This window comes from Streptomyces sp. HD, assembly GCF_028369295.1.
GTDB lineage: Bacteria > Actinomycetota > Actinomycetes > Streptomycetales > Streptomycetaceae > Streptomyces.
Genome location: NZ_JAQMYP010000042.1, coordinates 18990 through 38987 on the forward strand (window position 1 = coordinate 18990; position 19998 = coordinate 38987).

The 19998-nt window shown below is 70.6% G+C and carries 17 protein-coding genes; 5 read left to right on the top strand and 12 right to left on the bottom strand.

The features are described from left to right. Both POF73_RS32775 and POF73_RS32780 read right to left on the bottom strand, forming a co-directional pair. Positions 1-324: a nuclear transport factor 2 family protein gene (locus POF73_RS32775; protein ID WP_272122732.1), complete on the bottom strand. Its 324-nt coding sequence runs from the start codon at positions 322-324 to the stop codon at positions 1-3. Positions 325-373: 49 nt separating this feature from the next. Next, entirely contained in the window at positions 374-922 is a 549-nt protein-coding gene (locus POF73_RS32780; RefSeq protein WP_272122669.1) for a DUF1697 domain-containing protein, read from the bottom strand. A gap of 305 nt (positions 923-1227) precedes the next feature. Here POF73_RS32780 and POF73_RS32785 point away from each other — a divergent pair, with 305 nt between their 5' ends. Further along, on the top strand, positions 1228-3495 hold the full coding sequence (locus POF73_RS32785; protein WP_272122670.1) for an MMPL family transporter: 2268 nt from the start codon (positions 1228-1230) through the stop codon (positions 3493-3495). A gap of 72 nt (positions 3496-3567) precedes the next feature. Here POF73_RS32785 and mgt read toward each other — a convergent pair whose 3' ends face one another. The 4 genes from mgt to POF73_RS32805 all read right to left on the bottom strand — a co-directional run bounded on the left by mgt (position 3568) and on the right by POF73_RS32805 (position 7924). After that, positions 3568-4791 carry a macrolide-inactivating glycosyltransferase gene (mgt, locus tag POF73_RS32790; protein ID WP_443049673.1) on the bottom strand — a complete coding sequence of 408 codons (1224 nt, stop codon included), beginning with the start codon at positions 4789-4791 and terminating at the stop codon, positions 3568-3570. A gap of 72 nt (positions 4792-4863) precedes the next feature. Further along, positions 4864-6150 (bottom strand): ABC transporter substrate-binding protein, encoded by a 1287-nt coding sequence (locus POF73_RS32795; protein WP_272122671.1) that lies wholly within the window; start codon positions 6148-6150, stop codon positions 4864-4866. After that, complete coding sequence (locus POF73_RS32800) at positions 6150-6983, bottom strand: carbohydrate ABC transporter permease (RefSeq protein ID WP_272122672.1); 834 nt, start codon at positions 6981-6983, stop codon at positions 6150-6152. Before POF73_RS32800 ends, POF73_RS32795 begins: the two co-directional genes overlap by 1 nt. Then, positions 6980-7924 carry a carbohydrate ABC transporter permease gene (locus POF73_RS32805; protein WP_443049674.1) on the bottom strand — a complete coding sequence of 315 codons (945 nt, stop codon included), beginning with the start codon at positions 7922-7924 and terminating at the stop codon, positions 6980-6982. The genes POF73_RS32800 and POF73_RS32805 overlap by 4 nt, the downstream gene beginning before the upstream one ends. 178 nt (positions 7925-8102) lie before the next feature. Here POF73_RS32805 and POF73_RS32810 point away from each other — a divergent pair, with 178 nt between their 5' ends. After that, positions 8103-8966, top strand: a complete 864-nt coding sequence (locus tag POF73_RS32810) for a phosphotransferase enzyme family protein (RefSeq protein ID WP_272122673.1) — start codon at positions 8103-8105, stop codon at positions 8964-8966. Between the two features lie 138 nt (positions 8967-9104). Here the strand turns inward: POF73_RS32810 and POF73_RS32815 are convergent, their stop codons facing one another. Next, positions 9105-10046, bottom strand: coding sequence for a LysR family transcriptional regulator (locus POF73_RS32815; RefSeq protein ID WP_272122674.1), 942 nt, complete (start codon positions 10044-10046; stop codon positions 9105-9107). 110 nt (positions 10047-10156) lie between these two features. Between POF73_RS32815 and POF73_RS32820 the strand changes: the two genes are divergently transcribed. Together POF73_RS32820 and POF73_RS32825 are read left to right on the top strand one after the other, a co-directional pair. Further along, positions 10157-11188 (top strand): DMT family transporter, encoded by a 1032-nt coding sequence (locus tag POF73_RS32820; RefSeq protein WP_272122675.1) that lies wholly within the window; start codon positions 10157-10159, stop codon positions 11186-11188. Further along, positions 11143-11655, top strand: coding sequence for a YbaK/EbsC family protein (locus tag POF73_RS32825; RefSeq protein WP_272122676.1), 513 nt, complete (start codon positions 11143-11145; stop codon positions 11653-11655). Before POF73_RS32820 ends, POF73_RS32825 begins: the two co-directional genes overlap by 46 nt. A gap of 195 nt (positions 11656-11850) precedes the next feature. Here the strand turns inward: POF73_RS32825 and POF73_RS32830 are convergent, their stop codons facing one another. The 4 genes from POF73_RS32830 to POF73_RS32845 all read right to left on the bottom strand — a co-directional run bounded on the left by POF73_RS32830 (position 11851) and on the right by POF73_RS32845 (position 16237). Next, complete coding sequence (locus tag POF73_RS32830) at positions 11851-12588, bottom strand: 3'-5' exonuclease (RefSeq protein ID WP_272122677.1); 738 nt, start codon at positions 12586-12588, stop codon at positions 11851-11853. A gap of 108 nt (positions 12589-12696) precedes the next feature. Next, positions 12697-13935 (bottom strand): SAV2148 family HEPN domain-containing protein, encoded by a 1239-nt coding sequence (locus POF73_RS32835; protein WP_272122734.1) that lies wholly within the window; start codon positions 13933-13935, stop codon positions 12697-12699. Positions 13936-14038: 103 nt separating this feature from the next. Next, the gene (locus tag POF73_RS32840) at positions 14039-15367 is read right to left on the bottom strand and encodes a copper amine oxidase (protein WP_272122678.1); all 1329 of its coding nucleotides are present in this window, start codon (positions 15365-15367) and stop codon (positions 14039-14041) included. A 60-nt stretch (positions 15368-15427) separates the two neighbouring features. Then, positions 15428-16237, bottom strand: coding sequence for a Tat pathway signal sequence domain protein (locus POF73_RS32845; protein ID WP_272122679.1), 810 nt, complete (start codon positions 16235-16237; stop codon positions 15428-15430). A 183-nt stretch (positions 16238-16420) separates the two neighbouring features. Here POF73_RS32845 and glgX point away from each other — a divergent pair, with 183 nt between their 5' ends. After that, positions 16421-18613, top strand: a complete 2193-nt coding sequence (gene glgX / locus POF73_RS32850) for a glycogen debranching protein GlgX (protein ID WP_272122680.1) — start codon at positions 16421-16423, stop codon at positions 18611-18613. Here glgX and POF73_RS32855 read toward each other — a convergent pair. After that, a complete protein-coding gene (locus tag POF73_RS32855) occupies positions 18610-19929 on the bottom strand; it encodes an MFS transporter (protein ID WP_272122681.1) in 1320 nt (439 codons plus the stop codon). The two genes, glgX and POF73_RS32855, sit on opposite strands and share 4 nt — an antisense overlap. Between the last annotated feature and the right edge of the window lie 69 nt (positions 19930-19998).

Sequence of the window (19998 nt, forward strand, 5' to 3'; positions counted from 1 at the left end):
TCACTCCCCCTCGGCGTGGAACGGCGTCCCCTGGTGGAAGTACATCTGCCACCCGTCGTCCGTCCGCCGCCACAGCGAACTGCGGTGCACATGCCCGCCGTTGTATTCCGTGTCGAAGGTGAGGTGGACGACGTCGGGGGCGAGCTGGACGCCCTCCATCCCTGAGACCACGACGGGCCGGGGCCGGCCCGGCTCGGTGCCCGCGACCAGCGACTCGATGATCGACTTCCGCGACCAGTACCGCCCGGACGCGCCGAACTCGCGAAAGTCGGGATGCAGCAGCGCCCCGAGCAGTTCGGCAGAGCCGCGCACCTGCGGGTCCATGAGGCGCAGTTCGCCCTCGATGGCGGCCTCCACGGCGGTGTTGCCGGCGTCAGTCACGAGTCATCTCCACGAGTTTCAGCACGGTGTTCCAGTTGCGGCTCGTGGCGATCAAACCCTTGTTGAGGCGGGGGCGCGACAGGATTTCGGCGAGCTTGGAGCGGCCGAGGCCGTTCGGGGCGTACAGGTACAGCGCGCGGTCGCCGAGCCGGAACTCCTCCGGGAGGTGGGCGGCCTGGTCGATCTCGGCGAAGCGGTCGGCGTCGACCGGGGCGGAGAAGTAGGTGACATGGAGCTGCTTGGGCTCCAACTCGGCTGCGGGGAACGGGCAGTTGTCGGCGATCGCCCTGAGGTAGGCGTGGTCGCGCACGATCACGTCCACGGCGAAGCCGAAGTGCTTCTCGATCGCCGACGCGACCTCGGCGGCCAGGGACTCCTCGTCGCCGCGGTCGGCGGAGAAGACGGCCTGACCGCTCTGGAGGTAGGTGCGTACGCCGTCGAGGCCGAGGCCGGTGAGCAGGGTACGCAGATCGGCCATCGGGACTTTTCTGCTGCCGCCCACGTTGATCCCGCGCAGCAGCGCCGCATACGTCGTCGTCATCCGGCCACCTTAAGGGCGGCCGTCGTGCCCCGTGGGGGTGGGCACGACAGCTGCCCAGGCCCGTAAGTTACTGAGCGGTCAGCACGATGCACAAGCTCTTCCCCTGATCCGCGCCCCCGATCCGGCCGGATAGATGTAAGGGACCGCGGTCCTACCCAGTGGGGAGGCCTCGGGGTCCGAGCGGATGAGTTCCGGCCTTCGCACTTCACCGGGCAGCACGACGAGATGCCTTTATCCGGCTCATACCTTCGAAACGAAAGGTGGAGGCAGGGGGCCGCCACCGCAATCAAGGGGGCAAGCCCGTCATGGGGAACGGAGACACGCGAGTGCGGGGGCTCGCCGCTCGCGCCGGCGGCTGGAGCGCCCGGCATCGATGGGCTGCCGTCGGTATCTGGGTGCTGTTCGTCGTCCTGGCGATGGGGCTCGGCTCGGCGGCGGGCCGGGTCGACGTCAAGGACAGCGACCAGCTGAAGGGCGAGACACACACCGCCGCCAAGATCATCGAAGACGCCGGGATCGAGGAGCCGGCCAGTGAGACCGTCCTGATCCAGGCGAAGGACGGTTCGCTCAAGGCCACCGACAGCGAGTTCCGGTCCGCCGTCACCGCCGTCGTCGACGCCGTCGAGGGCACCGGCAGGGCCACTGACGTGACCTCGCCGTACGACACGCAGACGATCTCCAAGGACGGCCGCAGCGCGCTGGTGCAGTTCGACATGCGCGGTGACTCCGACACCGCGGGTGAGCGCGTGGAGCCGGTGCTGAAGGCCGTCGAGGACGTCCAGAAGAGCCATGAGTCGCTGCGGATCGAGGAGATCGGCGGCGCGAGCATGATGAAGACGTTCGACGACGCGTTCGGGGACGACTTCCAGAAGGCCGAGTACTCCGCGGTGCCGGTGGCCCTCGGCATTCTGCTCATCGCCTTCGGCGCGCTGGTGGCGGCCCTGCTGCCGGTGCTCCTTGCGGTCACCGCGATCATGGCGACGATGGGCCTGATGGGCATCGTCAGCCACGTCATGCCGATGAGCGACACCGCCAACTCCGTGATGCTGCTGGTCGGCCTGGCCGTCGGCGTCGACTACTGCCTGTTCTACCTGCGCCGTGAGCGCGAGGAGCGCCAGGCCGGCCGGGACCCGCAGACCGCCCTGAAGGTCGCCGCCGCCACCAGTGGCCGCGCGATCATCGTTTCCGGTGTCACGGTGTGCGTGGCGATGGCGGGCATGCTGTTCACCGGTCTCGCCGAGTTCGAGGCGATGGGCCTCGCGTCGCTGATGGTCGTGGCGGTCGCCATGGTCGGGTCGGTGACCGTGCTGCCGGCGCTGCTGTCGCTGCTGGGCGAGCGGGTCGAGAAGGGCAAGATCCCCTTCCTGCACCCGGAGAGCAGGCTCCGGCGCAACAAGGGCGGCGCGAACCGCGAGAGCCGGTTCTGGACGGCCGTGCTCAAGGGAGTGCTCGCGCGGCCCGTCATCTCGGTCGTCGTCGCGGCCGGTGCGCTGCTCGCCATCGCGGCGCCCGCGCTCGGCATGAAGACCCAGCAGCTCACCCTGGACAAGGAGTTCGGCGACTCGCTGCCCATCGTGCAGACGTACAACCGGCTCAACGCGGCCTTCCCGGGCGGCTCCGAGCCGGCCGAGGTGGTCGTCAGGGCGAACGACATCAACGCTCCCGAGGTGAAGTCCGCGCTCGCCGACTTCCGTGAGCGGGCGATCAGTTCGGGTGCCTCGCGCGGCCCGGTCGACATCAAGCTGCACGACGACCAGAACGTCGCCTTCGTCTATGTCCCGCTGGTCGGCGGCTCCGACCTCGACAAGGCGGGCGCGAGCCTGGAGAAGCTGCGTGACGAGGTGCGGCCGGCCACGCTCGGCAAGGTGGACGGCGTCGAGGCGCCGATCACCGGGCAGGTCGCCGGTTCGAAGGACTTCAACGACCAGCTGGCCGGAGCGGTCGTCCCGGTCTTCGCGTTCGTCGTGGTCTTCGCCTTCGCGCTGATGCTGCTGTCGTTCCGCTCGCTGACGATCGCCGTCACCTCGATCGTGCTGAACCTGCTGTCGGTGGGCGCGGCGTACGGCATCCTCGTCGCCGTCTTCCAGCACGGCTGGGGCGCGTCGCTGGTGGGCGCGCAGGGTGTCGGCGCCATCATCACCTGGCTGCCGCTGTTCCTCTTCGTGATCCTGTTCGGCCTGTCGATGGACTACCACGTGTTCGTGGTCTCCCGGATCCGCGAGGCGCGGCTGCGGGGCCGTACGACGAAGGACGCGATCCAGCACGGCGTGGTCACCACGGCCGGTGTCGTCACCAGCGCCGCGGTCATCATGGTCGCCGTGTTCGCGATCTTCGGCACGCTGTCCATGCAGTCCATGAAGCAGATGGGCGTCGGCCTCGCGGCCGCGGTCCTGATCGACGCGACGATCATCCGGGGCGTGCTGCTCCCGGCGGTCATGGCGCTGCTGGGCGAGCGCAACTGGTACCTGCCGAAGTGGCTGCACCGTCTGCCGGACCTGACGCACGACGAGGCCCCCGAGGCCGTGACACGTGGGTCGGCCCGCGACGACGAGGGTGAGCGGGTGCCTGTCTGACCCCGCCCGCCCGACGAGCAGGGCCCGTTGACTCCGGGGGAGTCAACGGGCCCTGCTCATTGGGGCGTCCGCTCACGCTTCGCGTACGGCGGCCAGTTCGGCCTCGATCAGGTCGGCGGCCCGCCTGGTGCCTCCCTCGTGGGCCATGTCCGCCTGGACGTCCATCAGACGGCGGGCGACCTCGGAGTCGTCGACCAGGGCGAGGGCGATCTCGCGCAGGACCCCGGCGGTGGCCTCCTCCGTCGGGACGTGCCGGGCGACGCCGAGCGCCTTCAGCATGTCCGCGTTGCCGAACTGGTCCACGGCCTGCGGTACTGCGATCATCGGGGTGGCCGTGGCCAGCCCCTCCTGGCTGCCGCCGGCGCCGGCGTGGGTGACGAACAGGTCGGCCTGCTTCAGGATCGCCAACTGCGGCACCCAGGAACGCACTTCGACGTTCGCGGGCAGGTCCCCCAGCTCGGCCGGATCGACGTGCCGGCCGACCTGGAGCACCAGGTGCCAGCCGGGGAGGTCGCCGAACGCCTTCACGCACTCGCGGTAGAACGCGGGCTGCTTGGTGAAGGCCGACCCGAGGGAGACGAGCGCGACCTTCTCGGCGCCCGCCGGGCGCTGCCAGTCGCCCTCGGCGGACCGGTCGCCCTGGCAGGCACCGACGAACGTGTACACGCTCTCGTCGACCCGGTCGGCGTTGGGCTGCAGCGCCCTCGGGATGAGGACGATCGAACGGTCGGGGCGGCCGCCGAACGCGTCGGGGTCCAGGGTGATGCCGTTTCCCTCCAGCCAGGTCCGGAAGCGGCGGTAGTACGCCTGGCCGCGCTCGGTCTTCTTCGGCTCCGCCCACATCGGCTCGGCCACCTCCTCCTCGTAGCCCTCCCAGGCGACGAGGTTCGGCGAGAGCGAGATGGCGGGCACGCCCCAGCGGTGGGCGAGGACGCGGGCCGGGTAGGAGGCGATGTCGTGCAGGACGAGGTCCGGCTCGTCCCCGTCGTACGCGTCGATCAGCTGGGGCAGCGCCTGGATCGCGTCGGCCAGGAACGGCTCGACGTTGTCCAGCAGGGTGCTCCCCCATGCCTCCGGGTCGGCGTCGGGTCCGGGCAGGGTGGAGTTCCAGAGTTTCGGCTCGGCGCCGGTCTCGGCGACCTTCTCGGCGAAGGCCGGCGGAATCGCGTACGTGACCCGGTGCCCACGCGCCACGAGCTCGCGGATCACTTCGAGGCTGGGGTTCACGTGGCCGTGGGCGGCGATCGAGAACATGGCGATGTGAGCGGGGCGGGCGGTGCGGGGGGTTGTGGTCATGCCGTGGAGGCTATGCGAGACGATACGTCTCGTGCAATTTTATTTGAGAGAGGCAGGCCCGCACCGACCACGTCAGCGCTGGTAGCGGGCCAGGACCAGGTTCCCGTCCTCCTCCAGGCGTTCACGCAGTTCGGTGAGGCCGATGGCGCCGCTGTAGTACTCCTGGAAGGCGGGCGTGGCGACCTTGTCCTTCCACTCCGGGTAGCCGCGCACGGACTGCGCGGGTGCCGAGCGCAGGTGTTCGGCGAGGGCGGTGCCGGTGGCCCAGTCGTTCTCGGTGGTGTGCAGGGCCGGGTCCTTGAGGGCCGCGGTGCCGGTGGGCAGCATCCAGTCGCCGAGCGCGAGCCGCACCATGTTGTCGGGGCGGAGCAGGAAGTCGATGAACTCGGCCGCCTCCCGTTTGTGCGGGCTGTCCTCGGCGATGGACAGGGTCTGCGGGCTGACGCCCTGGGTGAGTCCGTCGGCACCCGCCGGGGCGGGCAGCACCTGCCAGTCGAAGCCCTTCGGTGCCTGCTGCACGATCTGCTGGCGGTACGAGAAGCCGAGCGGGACCATCGCGTACCGGCCGCCGAAGAAGCCGGGCAGAGTGTCCGAGCCGCCGCTGCCGAGGGTCGTGGGCGAGGCGCTGTGGTCGGTGTTGGCCTGGTCGTGGACGGTGCGCGGCATGACCTCGTCGGCCGCCTCGAAGCGGACGTTGACCTTGTCGTCGGCGCCTCGGTGGAAGAGCTGTCCACCGGACGAGAGGGACAGGTTGAGGGTGGCGGAGACGGGCTCCTTGAGCGGCCAGGCGACGCCGTACTTGCCGTCCCCGCTGAGCTCTTCGGTGATCCTCCTGAACTCGGCCCAGCTCCAAGGGCGTTCAGGGGTGGGAATGCGTACGCCCGACTCCTTCAGCCATTTCGCGTTGGCGATCAGCACCCGCGGCTCCTGGAGGAACGGCACGCCGTAGATCCCGTCCCCGAAGGTCGCCGTCTCCCAACTGCGCTGCGGGATGTTGGACTTGAGCCGCTGGGGCAGCAGGTCGGTCAGATCGGCGAGGTAGCCGCCGTACGCGAAGTCGGCGAGGTCGTCCGAGGCGTCGTGGATGATGTCGGGCGCCTCACCGCCCTCGAAGGAGGTGAGCAGCTGGTCGTGGATGCCGTCCCAACTTCCCTGGACATACTCGACCTTGACGTCCGGATGGCTCGCGTTCCACTCCTTGACCAGCTCCTTGTTGGCCTCGACGGACTCCTCCTGCCAGGCCAGGGACTGGAAGCGCAGGGTGATCGGGCCGCCCGCGGTGCCACCGCCGTCGCCGCTGCACCCGGCGAGCAGCAGGGCGAGCGCGGCCACCAGGCTCGACAGCAGTCTCGTACGCATCAGTTCTTCACCGCCCCGCTGAGCATGCCGCCCGTGATCCGTCGCTGGATGACCGCGAACACGACCAGTGAGGGCAGTGTCGCGAGGAACGCGGCGGCGGCCAGCGGGCCGAGGTCCGCGACGCCCTCCGCGCCGATGAAGTGGGTGAGGACGACCGGCAGGGTCTGTTTCTCCGGGGTCTTCAGCAGGACGAGCGCGAAGAAGAACTCGTTCCACGCCGTGACGAACGCGAACATCGCCGTCGCCACGATCCCCGGCGCCAGCAGCGGCGCGGTCACCGAGACGAGGGTGCGCAGCCGCCCGGCCCCGTCGACGGCCGCCGCCTCCTCCAGCTCGGGCGGCACGGCACGGACGTACCCGACGAGCATCCACAGCGCGAACGGCAGCGCCCACACCACGTAGACCATGATCAACCCCGGCATCGAGTTGATCAGCCGCAGGTTCTTCAGCACCAGGAACAGCGGGATGATCACCAGCACGAGCGGGAACGCCTGGCTGACGACCACCCAGCCGGTCGCCGCCCGCGCGAGCCGGGTGCGGTGTCGGGCCATGACGTACGCCATCGGGGTCGCGAGGAGTACGGCGATCAGGGCGGCGCCGACCGCGGCGATCAGGGAGTTGAGGGCGGCGTGCAGGAGGGGCTGTTCGTCGAAGGCCTGGCGGAAGTTGGCGAGGGTGGGGTTCTTCGGGATCCAGGTGGGGTGCAGGCTGGCGAGCTCGCCGGGCGGCTTGAAGGCGGTGGAGATCAGCCAGAGGAAGGGGAAGACGAGGAAGAGGAGGTAGGCGAGCAGGGCGGCGTACTGGCCGGCACGGCCCATGGTGCTGGTCCTCATGACTCGTCACCTCCTCTGAGCCGGCCGACGAGGAAGAGGGCGAGGAGGATCGAGATCATCGCGACCATCACGCATCCCATCGCCGCCGCGTAGCCGAACTGGCCGTAGCGGAAGGCCTCTTCGTAGGCGAAGAGCATCGGCAGGCGGGTGCGGCCGCCGGGGCCGCCGCTGGTGAGGACGTAGACCAGGGCGAAGGAGTTGAAGTTCCAGATCAGGTTGAGGGCGGTGATGGAGAGGGCGACGGGCCGCAGGGCAGGCCAGGTGACCGTGCGGAAGCGGCGCCAGGCTCCGGCGCCGTCGACGGCCGCCGCCTCGTGGAGTTCGCGCGGGGTGTTCTGCAGACCGGCGAGCAGGGTGACGGTGGTTACGGGCATGCCGGCCCAGATGCCGACGACGATGACGGCGGGCAGGGCGGTGGACAGACCGCTGAGCCAGTCGCGGCCGTCGCCGAGGCCCAGATCGCGGAGTGTCTCGTTGAGGATGCCGGCGTCGGGGTTGTAGACCAGCCGCCACATGACGCCGACGACGACCTCGGGCATGGCCCACGGGACGATCGCCAGGGCGCGGGCCAGCCAGCGCAGCCGCAGGTCCTCGTTGAGGAGGAGGGCGAGGCCCAGCGCCAGCAAGAACTGCGGCACGGTGACACCGACCGCCCAGACCAGGCCGATCCGGAACGACTCCCAGAACAGGGTGTCGTGCAGCAGGTCGCTGAAGTTGAGCGCGCCGATCCACTGGGTGGGTTCGGTGCGTCCGGACTGGGCGTCGGTGAAGGCCAGCAGGATTCCGTAGAGCAGCGGTCCGACGCTCAGGATCAGGATGGGGATCAGCGCGGGGAGTACGAGGAACCAGGCGCCGTGGTCCGCGACGCGCCGCTGCCCGTCACGCCTCTTGCCGCCCGGCACAGGTCTGACCGGCCTCTCCGCCTCGGTCACCGATGTCACGAATCAGCCCCTTTGCACGGCTCGGGTGGGCTCCGTCATGGTCGTGAAGGCGCCGTACCCCGTCAAGGCAGTGCGCACGCGGTCCGACCTGTGGAAATGCAAGACTGGGCGCGGATGGCGGGAATCCGACACCGTTCGCCGCCGTTCACGAAGGCGTACGACCACACGGAGGCGGACGATGGACGAGGCACGGGCGCGGGACCTACTGGCCGCGGCGGGGGTACTGCCCCGACCGGCCCAGGACGCGCGGCTGCTCGCCCTGGGCGAGAACGCGGTGTTCGCCGCCGGTGACCTGGTCGTCAAGGTGGGCCGGGACGCCGAACTCCTCGACCGGGCGCGGCGCGAGCTGGATATCGCGGTGTGGCTGGCCGAGGCGGGCGTGCCGGCGGTGCGGGCGGCCGAACCGAAGGCGCTGCTGGTGGAGGGGCACCCGGTGACCGTGTGGCACCGGCTGCCCGATCCGGTACGGCCCGCCGAGCCACGGGATTTGGCCGAACTCCTACGGGTCGTGCACGCCCTGCCCGCGCCCTCCTTCGCGCTGCCGCCGCGGGAGTTGCTGGGCGGGGTGGAGCGCTGGCTACGGCTGGCGGGCGACGCGATCGATCCGGCGGACGCGGCGTATCTGCGGGAGCGGCGGGACGGTTTCGCCGCGGCCGCCGCTGGGTTGACACCTCATCTGACACCCGGGCCGATCCATGGAGACGCGTTGCCGCGCAATGTCCATGTGGGGGCGGACGGGCCGGTGTTGGTCGATCTGGAGACCTTCTCCTTCGATCTGCGTGAGCATGATCTGGTGGTCATGGCCCTGTCCCGGGATCGGTACGGGGTGCCCGCGGCGGCCTACCAGTCGTTCGTCGAGGCCTACGGCTGGGATGTGCGGGAGTGGGACGGGTGCTCCGTGCTGCGGGGGGCTCGGGAGACGGCCAGCTGCGCGTGGGTCGCACAGCACGCGCCGAGCAATCCGAAGGCGCTGGCGGAGTTCGAGCGGCGGGTGGGGTCGTTGCGGGAGGCGGACGAGGCCGTGCGGTGGTATCCGTTCTGAGCGCCTGGAGTCGGTGGGCCCTGGAGTCGGTGAGGGCCTGGAGTCGGTGGGCCCTGGAGTCGGTGAGGGCCTGGGCAGCGCTCTGACCTGCTGACGCCGGCCGGTGCCGCCCGATGCCATGCCGCTGTTCAGGATCGATCACCGGCGGCGCGCAGGTCCCCGCGCCCAAGGGGCGTCGGCGCCGCGTTCCTGGATGGTCGTCGCGGTTCGGCGCAGCTCGGTCAGAACCGTGCGGAATGCCGTGCGGGCTGTGCGTTCGGGGCGGTAGAGGGCGTCGATGTGGCGTCTCGCCTGGACGCCGCTGAGGGGTCTGAGGACGAGTGCGGGGTGTGGGCGCATCGTCCAGCGCGGCATCAGGGCGATGCCTCCGCCGGCCGCGAGGGCCTCGGCCACCACGGCGAATTCGTTGATCCGGTGGGCCAGACGGAGGCGGCGCCCGGCCGCTGCGGCGATGGCCTCGATGACCGCGAACACCGGGAAACCGTCGTGCGCCGTGATCCACGTCTCGTCGGCCACGTCGCGCGGGGTGACGCGGCGCTTGGCGGCCAACGGGTGGTCGGCCGGCATGGCCACGTCCAGCGGCTCCCGCAGCAGCGTCGTCGCCGCCACCGTGTCCGGCCACGGCGGGGCGTGGTCCAGCCGGTGGGCGAGGACGATGTCGTAGTCCCGGGTCAGTCGGGGGAAGTCCTCCTGCGGTACGTCCTCGTCGGCCAGCCTCGGCACCGGCCGTCCCGGACCGGCCAGCGCACGGAGCAGGAGCGGGAAGAACGCGGTGCCCGCGCTGTGGAACGCCGCCACCGACACCTCCCCGTCCGGCCGCTCGACGAACTCCTCGACCGCGTGCCGGGCCCGCGCGAGCGCCGTCTCCACCTCTACGGCCGCGCCCGCCAGCGCCTGCCCGGCGTCGGTGAGCACAAGGCGACGCCCTTGCCGCTCGGTGAGCGGCACCGGGATCGAGCGTTGCAGCAGCCGTAGCTGCTGGGAGATCGCCGACGGCGTCACCAGCAGCGCCTCGGCGACCGCCGTGACGCTGCCCAGTTCGCCGAGCTCCCGCAGGATCCTCAGCTGCCGCTCGTCCATGGCCTCGGTTCAGGGGTGGTGGTGGGTGGAGTCACAATGAAGTGCCGCTAAATGATCGTTTTAGAAAGTGGTACTGGGCTTCAGAGTAGCTTCCGGTGCACCGTGGTCGCGTGTCCGACGTCCGCCGTACCGATGCGGTACTCCTCCTTGTCGCGCTCGTCTGGGGATCCAGCTATCTGTCCGCCCAGACGGCCACCGCCGCGCTGCCCGTCCTGCTGGTCCTGTTCGCCCGCTACGCCCTGTCCGCCGTCGCCTGCCTCGGCGTAGTCGCCGTCCGAAGGCGCGGGGCGCGCCGGTCCCGCCGGTGGACGGGTGCCGAACTGCGGGCCGGTGTGCCCCTGGGCGTGACCCAGGCGGCGGTCCTGCTCGTGGAGACGTACGGTGTCGCCCACACCAGCGCCGCCAACGCCGGTCTCATCATCAGCCTGACCATCGTCCTCACTCCGCTCCTCGACCGCGGCGGCCGCCGCGGCACCCTGCCCGGCTCGTTCTTCGCCGCGACCGCCGTCTGTGTCCTGGCCGTCGGGCTGCTGATGTCCGGCAACGGCTTCCACGCGCCCCGCCTCGGCGACCTGCTGATGCTCGGCGCGGCGCTGATCAGGGCCGCGCATGTCGCACTCGTCGGCCGGTTCACCGCGGGGCGACCGATCCGCCCGTTGCAACTGACGACTGTGCAGACCCTCGTGGGCACGGCGCTGTTCCTGCCGGCTGCGGCCCATGACCTGCCGACGCTGGTCCACACCGACCCGGCGACCTGGGCCCAGCTCGGCTATCTCGCCCTGTTCTGCAGTGTGTTCGCCTTCCTGGCCCAGACCTGGGCCGTGCAACGCACCTCCGCCAGCCGGGCCAGCCTGCTGCTGGGCACCGAACCGGTCTGGGCCGTCGCGGTGGGCGTGGCCCTCGGCGGCGAGCACCTCACACCGCTCACCGGCCTGGGGGCGGCGCTGATGGTCGCCGGTACCTACTGGGGGCAGGCGGTGGAGCGAGCGCACCGGAGCACACCCGAACCCCCACTCCCACCGCCCCACGCTCCCGACCAGGCCCCCGCCGAGCCGCCCGCCACGGCCCTCGACAAGGCCCTCGACAAGGACTCCGAATGCCTGAACACACCCGCAACACCAACGACACCTACGACCACCTGATCTCCCTGCTCGACTCCTCCTCCGTCGACTACCGCCTCATCGACCACGCCCCCGAAGGCGCCACCGAGGCCGTCTGCGCGCTGCGCGGGCACCCGGCTTCCGAGGCCGCGAAGTGCATCGTGCTGCGGGTCAAGGTGGACCGGCGCACGACGCGCCACGTCCTCGCCGTCGTCCCGGGAGACCGACGGGTGGACCTGGACGCCGTCAGGGCGCTGTTCGCCGCGCGCTACGTCGGCTTCAGCGACGCGGAGACCGCCGAGCGACTGGCCCGCGCGGTCCCCGGCACCGTGCTGCCGTTCAGCTTCGAGCCCGACCTCGAACTCGTCGCCGACCCCGAAGTCCTGGCCCAGCCGAAGCTGTACTTCAACGCCGCCCGTCTCGACCGCTCACTGCTCATCTCGGGCGCCGACTACGAACGCCTGGCCAAGCCCCGCATCGAGCGCATCGCGGCGTCGGCAACGGAGTAGCGGAGAGCGCCCGGCGACGACGTGACGGAAGGCGCCCGGCGACGGCGTACCGTACGGATCCCTGCATCAGGGCGACAGAGGATGCCCGGCACCGGCGTGCCGGAGGACGCCCCGCATCGGTGAATGACACGCGGCCGCGGGAACGAGACGACCGGCTGCCCGCCTGTCAGCCGAGACGCGGCGCCGCCCGCCCCCTCAGAGCGCCTCTCCCGCCACCGTCTCCCCCGTCGGCTCCCGCAGCGGCCACGTGCCGTCGACCACCGCCGTCGCGTCGCCCTTGCGGCGCAGGAAGTTCTGGAAGTCCGCCGCCCACTCGGCGTACCACTCGATCTGGCGGCGGTGCAGCTCCGCCGGGCCGAGGGCCGCGATCTTGGGATGGCGGACGGCTATCGCACCGGCGAGCCGGGCCGCGGCGAGGGCGTCGGCGGAGGCGTCGTGAGCGGAGTCGAGGGCGATGCCGTACTCCCGGCAGACCGCTTCGAGGTTGCGCTTGCCGCGGCGGTAACGGTCGACCCAGCGGTCGATGGTGTACGGGTCGATGACCGGGGCGGGGTCGATGCCGCCGAGGCGGTCGCGCAGGGACGGCAGTCCGTACCGTCGCAGTTCGGCGGAGAGCAGGCTCAGGTCGAAGGCGGCGTTGTAGGCGACGACCGGCACGCCCGTCTTCCAGTAGGTGACCAGGACCTCGGCGATGGCGTCCGCCACCTGGTCGGCCGGGCGGCCCTCGGCGGCCGCGCGTTCGTTGCTGATGCCGTGCACCGCGACCGCGTCCGCCGGGATCTCCACGCCCGGATCCGCCAGCCACTCCTTGCGCCCTATGGGCTGCCCGTCCCTGACCTCGATCACGGCGCCGGTGACGATGCGCGCCTCGCGCGGATCGGTCCCGGTCGTCTCCAGGTCGAAGCCGATCAGCAGCTCACGGTGCCAGCCCATGGGCGGTCCCCCTTCTTGGTGGTGCGTTCCCCCAGTGGTCTCCACCTTCCCATGTGCCACTGACAATCAGAGGACCGCATTCCGCCTACCCGACAGCTGCGGGACACTTCAGGACACTGGTCGCGAATCCGCCCACATCAACTCGAACTCCTCGCGATACGTAGGGAAAAGCCCGCCTTCATCGATCTCGTCCGACTTGACCACCCTGGCGCCGTTGCGCAGCACCAGCACCGGCGCCTCCAGCCCCCGGGTCCGCCGCAGATAGGTCTGCACGACCGCGATGCCGTCGGTGCCGTCGCCGTCCACGAGGTAGGCCGTGAAGCGGGGCGTCTCGTCGAAGACCTGGATCTCGAAGGCGCCGGGGTCGCGCAGCCGGGACCGCACCCGGCGCATGTGCAGGATGTTCATCTCGACCGCGCGGCTCAGCTCGCCCCGCTTGATGCCGAGTTCACGCTCGCGCCGCTTGACCGAGCTGGAGGCCGGGTTCAGGAACAGCAGCCGCATCCGGCACCCGGACTCGGCGAGCCGCACCAGACGCCGCCCGGAGAAGTTCTGCACCAGCAGGTTGAGGCCGATGCCGATGGCGTCGAGCCTGCGGGCACCGCCGAAGATGTCCTCGGCCGGGAACTGGCGCAGCAGCCGTACCCGGTCGGAGTGCACGGCGACCACGTCGGCGTACCGGTCGCCGACCAGGTCCTCGACGGCGTCGATGGGCAACCGGCGCGCGGAGGGCACGTCGCCGCTGCCGCCGAGGATCTCCAGCAGCCGCGCCGAGGCCCGCTCGGCCTGGTTCAGGACCGCCTCGGACAGGGCCCGGTTGCGCGAGACCACGTTCCGGGTCACTTCGAGCTCGTCCAGGGCGAGTTCGACGTCCCGGCGGTCGTCGACGTACGGCTCGAAGCACGGCCAGTGCTGCACCATCAGCTCGCGCAGCTGCGGCAGCGTGAGGAAGCTGAGGACGTTGTCGTCGGCCGGGTCCAGCAAGTAACCCTTGCGGCGGCTGACTTCGCGTACGGCGACGGCGCGCTGCACCCATTCCTGGCCTGCCGGTCCGGCCGCCGCGACCACCCACTCGTCGCCGTGGACGGGCTCGTAGATGGGACGCAGAACAGCGGCCACGACCGCGCGCAGCCGCTGTTCGACGAGGTTCAGCCAGATGTAGGCCCGGCCTGCCCGCTGGGCGCGCGTACGCACCTCGCGCCAGGCGTCGGTGCCCCAGTCCAGCTCCGGGCCGATGGAGCTGGTCTCCATCGGCCTGGCCAGGGACACCGTGCCGGGTGGGACCTCTGTGGAGTTCCCCTCGTGACCCTCGTCACCAGGGGGCAACTCCAGCCCTCCCGAGCCCACCCGCGCACCGCCTTCCGCTCCCCCGAGCACTCCCCGTCCCAACGATCAAGGAAGGGTACTCCGGGAGCGGTGGGCGGTGCAGCCGGATGGACAGGGTCGTTTCTCAACTATCCCGGCCGACGTGCCCGTTGATGCCCTTGAGGTCGGCCGGAGTGAGCGGATTCATAGCGGTCACGTCACGCGGGACGATGGAGAAGCCCTGCCAGTGGACCGGCATCGGCTGCTGGTCCTCGTCGCGCACGATGTGGTGGAAGCCCACGTTCATCCAGACCACGGGGTGAGTGAGGGACTGTCCGTTGACCCACTTGTCGACGTCCTTGGGGTGGCCGGCGGCGCAGGCGCCCAGGTTGCCGCTCGCGTACTGCTCGCACTTGTTGTACTCGGTGAAGTACACGTCGCGGTTGGTGAAGGAGCGGCCCGGGTACTTGCTGGTGGCGCCCGGAACGAGCTCGTACGAGCGCGCGTGCCCGTCCTTGTTCTTGCCCGACTGGCTGACCACCCGCCACCAGCGCATGTTCTTGGCGTCGCCGGCGAGTTCCTTGGTGACCTTCGTGAGCGTCGTCTTGTTGGTCGGACCCCGGTCCCCCGCGGCCGGGCTGACCTTCGAGTCGTACTGCTCGACCCGGGTCTTGGAGGAGCCGTCGAGGCCGAAGTCGAGCCGCCAGAAGACGTTGTGGCTGTGGCTGTCGGCGTAGTCCTTGGCACCCTTGCCGATGGGCCAGCCGCGGCCGTCACCGGAGTCGTAGTCCTCGGGGGCGAGGCTGCCGGTCGCACCGACGTTCATGGTGAGGGTGCCGTCGTCCTGGAACCGCCACTCGGTGATGTACTCGTACCAGCTCACCTTGTTGATGGTGTAGAGCAGCAGGTCCTTGCCCTGGGCCTGGTAGGTCTTGCCGATGCCGCCGTTCAGGGGCTCGGTCTGCAGGTGGTACGCGTGGCCCCGCGAACGCGTCGTGGCGCACAGGCCCTTGACGTCCTGGGAGGCGGAGTACATGGGCTCGCGCACCTTGACGGTCTTGATGGTGCCGCCCGGGCATTCGGCGGGCTTCAGGTTCAGCAGGCCGTTGCCGAAGTTGTACTCGGTGACGTCGTTGTACTCGGCCTCGCCGTCGTCGTACGGCACGTGGATCTGGGCGAGTTTGGCGCTGTTGAGGACCTTGATCGGCTTGGCCTCGCCGGGCGGCTGGTAGGAGATGTCCTCCAGGACGACCCCGGAGGTGCTGTTGAAGCGCCAGCACATGCGCCAGGTCGTGCCGGTGGAGAGCTTCTGTTCGATGCGGTAGGCCGCGCTGCAGTTGGGGGCCGGGGCTGCGGCCGACTTCGGCTGGGCGGCGGCCGGACCCGCTCCGGTCGTCGCGCCGGCGGCCAGTGCGGCCAGGGACAGGCCGAAGGCCGCCCCCCTGCGAGCACGGCTGATTCTGTTCACGCGCATGAAGAGGTGACTCCCTTACAGGAGATGCGAGTTGGAAAAGTGAACGGATGTCGGCCCGGCTCAGCCGAGGCGGATCACCTTGCGGGCGCTCAGATCGATCACGAAGTCCCGGGCATCGATCCACGAGCCGTTCTTGATCTTCGGGAACAGTCGGGTGCAGCGGTGCTCGCCGCACTTCTCGACCGAAGCCGACCCGCCCGCGGCGGCCCGGTACACCATGCTGCTCAGCTGCAGCTGGTCCGGGGAGGTGAGCTCCTTGCCGGTGGCGTCCTTGTAGTCCGCCTTGAGGTCGGCGCCCAGCGGATCGGCGATCAGCAGCTTGGCGGCCTCGTTCTGCTCGGCGAGGCTCAGCGGCGGCTGGACTCCGTGCTGGGTGGCGGTCTGCTCGACCTTGCCCGTGTCGAGGTTGACGGTCTTGGTGACGAGGGTGTCGTCCCGGTAGTCGTAGACCGTCACATCGGCGCGTCGGGGAGCGTTCGCGTTGTCGACCTCGTCGGCCTCCGGCTCGGCGAGCTGGACGTCGATCCGCTGCGGACCGCGCGCGCCCCTGACGTTCTCGCTGCCGTCGATCAGCTGCCGGTTCACCGCGAGCTTCTCCACCCGCGTGATCTCGTCGTCGGTCAGCGGGTCATTGCCCTTGCCCCGCTCGCCCTCGGCCGGCGCCTGCTCGACGACGCCGGGCTGCACGGCGGCGGCGTCCTGCCCCTGAGCCCCCTGCTGGGCGGACTGGCCGCTGCCGTTGGTCCCTCCGCTTGTGTCGGCCCCGGCCGTCCCGGGCAGGGTGACCCCGACCATCACGGCGGTTCCCGCCACCGCGATGGCCGCACCGGCCACCACCTTGCCCAGATGGCGGTGCACTATCTTGCGCACATCTTCCTCCCCCTACTCCCCTGAGCCCCCGGGAGTACGTGTTTGCCCCACTGGTTCGGCATACCGCGTATGCACTGGTCGATCGATAAGAGGGACGTAAGTCATAGGTGGTTCCATCACTTTCGGGGAGACTCGACGCCAAGGGACCCCCGACGGCGCGCTCCAGCTGAAAGAGTCGTATCCATGCAGGTCTGGCCTGGAGAGGCATATCCACTCGGTGCCACCTACGACGGCGCCGGCACCAATTTCGCGGTCTTCACCGAGGCCGCGGACCGAGTAGAGCTGTGTCTGCTGCACGACGACGGCTCGGAGACGGCGGTGGAACTGCGGGAGAGCGACGCGTTCGTGCGGCACGCGTACGTGCCGGGCGTCATGCCCGGGCAGCGGTACGGGTTCCGGGTGCACGGCCCGTACGCTCCCGAGCACGGCCACCGCTGCAACTCCGCGAAGCTGTTGCTCGACCCGTACGCCAAGGCGGTCAGCGGCTCGATCCGCTGGGGCGAGGAGGTGTACGGCTACCACTTCGACAAACCGGACCGGCGCAACGACCTGGACTCGGCGCCGCACATGATGTCGTCGGTCGTGGTCAACCCGTACTTCGACTGGGGCGACGACCGCCGCCCGCGCACCGAGTACCACCACACGGTGATCTACGAGGCCCATGTGAAGGGCCTGACGATGCGTCACCCGGGGCTGCCCGAGGAACTGCGCGGCACCTACGCCGCTCTCGCGCACCCGGCGGTCATCGAGCACCTCACCGAGCTGGGGGTGACGGCACTGGAGCTGATGCCGGTCCACCAGTTCGTGAACGACCACAGGCTGGTCGACATGGGCCTGAACAACTACTGGGGCTACAACACGATCGGCTTCTTCGCCCCGCACAACGCGTACGCCTCCTGGGGCGACCGGGGCCAGCAGGTCCTGGAGTTCAAGTCGGCCGTGCGGGCGCTGCACGAGGCCGGCATCGAGGTCATCCTCGACGTGGTCTACAACCACACGGCCGAGGGCAACCACCTGGGCCCCACGCTGTCCTTCCGGGGCCTGGACAACGCGCAGTACTACCGGCTGACGGACGACCCGCGCTACTACATGGACACCACCGGGACCGGGAACTCGCTGCTGATGCGGTCCCCGCACGTCCTTCAGCTGATCATGGACTCGCTGCGCTACTGGGTCACCGAGATGCATGTCGACGGTTTCCGTTTCGACCTCGCGGCCACCCTGGCGCGGCAGTTCCACGAGGTGGACCGGCTGTCGTCGTTCTTCGACCTGGTGCAGCAGGACCCGGTGGTCTCCCAGGTGAAGCTGATCGCCGAGCCGTGGGACGTGGGCGAGGGCGGCTACCAGGTGGGCAACTTCCCGCCGCTGTGGACCGAGTGGAACGGCAAGTACCGCGACACCGTACGGGACCTGTGGCGGGGCGAGCCGCGCGCGCTGGCGGAGTTCGCGTCCCGGCTGACCGGCTCGTCCGACCTGTACCAGGACGACGGTCGGCGCCCGCTCGCCTCGATCAACTTCGTGACCTGCCACGACGGGTTCACCCTGCACGACCTCGTCTCGTACAACGACAAGCACAACGAGGCCAACGGCGAGGACAACCGGGACGGCGAGAGCCACAACCGGTCCTGGAACTGCGGTGCGGAGGGCGACACCGACGACCCGGCCGTGCTGGAGCTGCGGGCCCGTCAGATGCGCAACTTCATCGCCACGCTGATGCTGTCCCAGGGCGTGCCGATGATCAGCCACGGCGACGAGTTCGCGCGCACGCAGCTCGGCAACAACAACGCGTACTGCCAGGACAGCGAGCTGGCGTGGGTCGACTGGCCGCAGGCCGGGGAGAACGGGCAGAGCGGGCAGGACAGGGCGGATGGTTCGGGCGGGGAGGACGGCTCGGGCGGCGAGGACGCGGCCTCACTGCCCCGCGAGCTGCTCGCCTTCACGCGCGCGATGGTGTGGCTGCGCCGGGACCATCCGGTCTTCCGGCGGCGGCGCTTCTTCCACGGGCGGCCCGTGGAGGGCACCCACGACGATCTGTCGGACATCGCCTGGTTCACTCCGCAGGGCAACGAGATGGCCCAGCGGGACTGGGACCGGACGCAGGCGTCGGCGCTGACGGTGTTCCTCAACGGCAACGCGATCTCGGAGCCGGGCTCGCGCGGGGAGCGGATCTCCGACGACTCGTTCCTGCTGATGTTCAACGCCTCCCCCAAGACGCTCGATTTCGTCGTGCCGGTCAACCACGGCCGCCAGTGGCAGGTGGTCGTCGACACCGCCCGCACGGACGGGGTGCCGCCGGGGACGGGCACGAAGGTGCAGGCCGGGGACCGGCTGACGCTGGTGGACCGGAGTCTGACGGTGTTGCAGCGGCCGGTCTAGGACGGCGCGGAGGGCGCGGACGGGGTGTGGGTGCGTACCTGCTCGGTCCCGTCCCCGTCGGGCACACGCGCGTGGAGGTCGATTTCGGCGGCGCGTGCGGTGTACGACGCCGGGCGCGCCGTCAGCGCGATCGCGCAGGCTGGTGCGGCGACCAGGCTCGCCGCCGCGAAGGCCGCCGCCGGGCCGTACGACTCGGCCAGACGGCCGGTGACCGCGACCGCCAGAGCCTGCCCGCCGACGAGGGCGCTCGTCGCGAACGCCATCGCCTCGGCGAGCCGCTCGGGCGGCACCACACGCTCGGTCAGCCCGAACACCGTGATGAGGTGCGGGGCGTAGGCGATGCCGAGGACGGTGACCGTGGCGTACAGCGCGGGGAGGCTGTCGGTCCACACCAGAGGCAGGGACAGCGCACACGCTGCCGCGGTGGCCACCCGCCAGCGTGCGACGAGGGCGATACGGGCCGGCAGCCCGGCCATGGAGAGGCCCGCGACGGCGCTCATCACTCCCATGGCGGCGTACACGAGCCCCGCCTGATCCGGTTGGCCGAGCCGCTGGGTGAGGGCGGTGATGCCGGCCTGGCAGGCGCCGAACATGGCGCCCTGGAGGGCCAGGGCGGTGCGGAGGGCGTGGACGGGGCGGGGGATGCGCGCCGGGGCGGGGCCGGTGCGCCGTTCCCGGGACATCGGCACGGCACCGGTCCGATGCAGCGCGAAGCCGCTGCCGCACAGGGCCACCAGCACCGCCGCCCCGCCCAGCGCGTACGCCGGATGGGCCGCCACCGCCGCCAGGCCGACCAGGGCCGGCCCCAGGACGAAGGAGATCTCGTCCAGGGTGCTCTCGAAGGAGAGCGCGGCGCCCACTGTCGTCTCGCGGGCCCCGGACCGGCGGGCGAGAGCGACCAGACGTGCCCGGGCCATGGGCCCGATCTGCGGGACCGTGGCCCCGGCCGCCGCCCCCAGAACCGCCAGGGCGGCCGTGGACAGCCCCGTGAGCGCCCCGGCGACCAGTCCGGCGATCGCCAGGGCGTTGGCGAGGGAGAAGGCGAGCACGACCGTCCGCTGGCCGTGCCGGTCCGCCAGTCGGCCCACCAGCGGGCCGCAGGCCACCTGCCCGACCGCGAGCGCGCCGCCGGTCAGCCCCGCGGCCGCCAGGGAGCCGCTCGTCCGGGCGACCAGCAGCACGCTGCCGAACTGGATGGTGGCGGTCGGCAGCCGCGCCAGGAAGGACACGACCGGCAGTAGCGGCCCGGTCAGGCCGATCACCTGGCGGTAGGGCTCCAGCGCGCCGCGACGTCCCGCGGTCCCCCTCTTCCTCATCACTCGAAGCTAGGCACGCGCGCGGGCCCGCGTGGAGGGGACGATGACACGAAGCGCGGTGGGGCGGGT

What these genes read in the sequence shown, in the direction of transcription:
- POF73_RS32775 (WP_272122732.1), bottom strand. Translation starts at nt 324, where the DNA reads ATGGACCCGCAGGTGCGCGGCTCTGCCGAACTGCTCGGGGCGCTGCTG.
- POF73_RS32780 (WP_272122669.1), bottom strand. Translation starts at nt 922, where the DNA reads ATGACGACGACGTATGCGGCGCTGCTGCGCGGGATCAACGTGGGCGGC.
- POF73_RS32785 (WP_272122670.1), top strand. Translation starts at nt 1,228, where the DNA reads ATGGGGAACGGAGACACGCGAGTGCGGGGGCTCGCCGCTCGCGCCGGC.
- mgt (WP_443049673.1), bottom strand. Translation starts at nt 4,791, where the DNA reads ATGACCACAACCCCCCGCACCGCCCGCCCCGCTCACATCGCCATGTTC.
- POF73_RS32795 (WP_272122671.1), bottom strand. Translation starts at nt 6,150, where the DNA reads ATGCGTACGAGACTGCTGTCGAGCCTGGTGGCCGCGCTCGCCCTGCTG.
- POF73_RS32800 (WP_272122672.1), bottom strand. Translation starts at nt 6,983, where the DNA reads ATGAGGACCAGCACCATGGGCCGTGCCGGCCAGTACGCCGCCCTGCTC.
- POF73_RS32810 (WP_272122673.1), top strand. Translation starts at nt 8,103, where the DNA reads ATGGACGAGGCACGGGCGCGGGACCTACTGGCCGCGGCGGGGGTACTG.
- POF73_RS32815 (WP_272122674.1), bottom strand. Translation starts at nt 10,046, where the DNA reads ATGGACGAGCGGCAGCTGAGGATCCTGCGGGAGCTCGGCGAACTGGGC.
- POF73_RS32825 (WP_272122676.1), top strand. Translation starts at nt 11,143, where the DNA reads ATGCCTGAACACACCCGCAACACCAACGACACCTACGACCACCTGATC.
- POF73_RS32830 (WP_272122677.1), bottom strand. Translation starts at nt 12,588, where the DNA reads ATGGGCTGGCACCGTGAGCTGCTGATCGGCTTCGACCTGGAGACGACC.
- POF73_RS32840 (WP_272122678.1), bottom strand. Translation starts at nt 15,367, where the DNA reads ATGCGCGTGAACAGAATCAGCCGTGCTCGCAGGGGGGCGGCCTTCGGC.
- glgX (WP_272122680.1), top strand. Translation starts at nt 16,421, where the DNA reads ATGCAGGTCTGGCCTGGAGAGGCATATCCACTCGGTGCCACCTACGAC.
- POF73_RS32855 (WP_272122681.1), bottom strand. Translation starts at nt 19,929, where the DNA reads ATGAGGAAGAGGGGGACCGCGGGACGTCGCGGCGCGCTGGAGCCCTAC.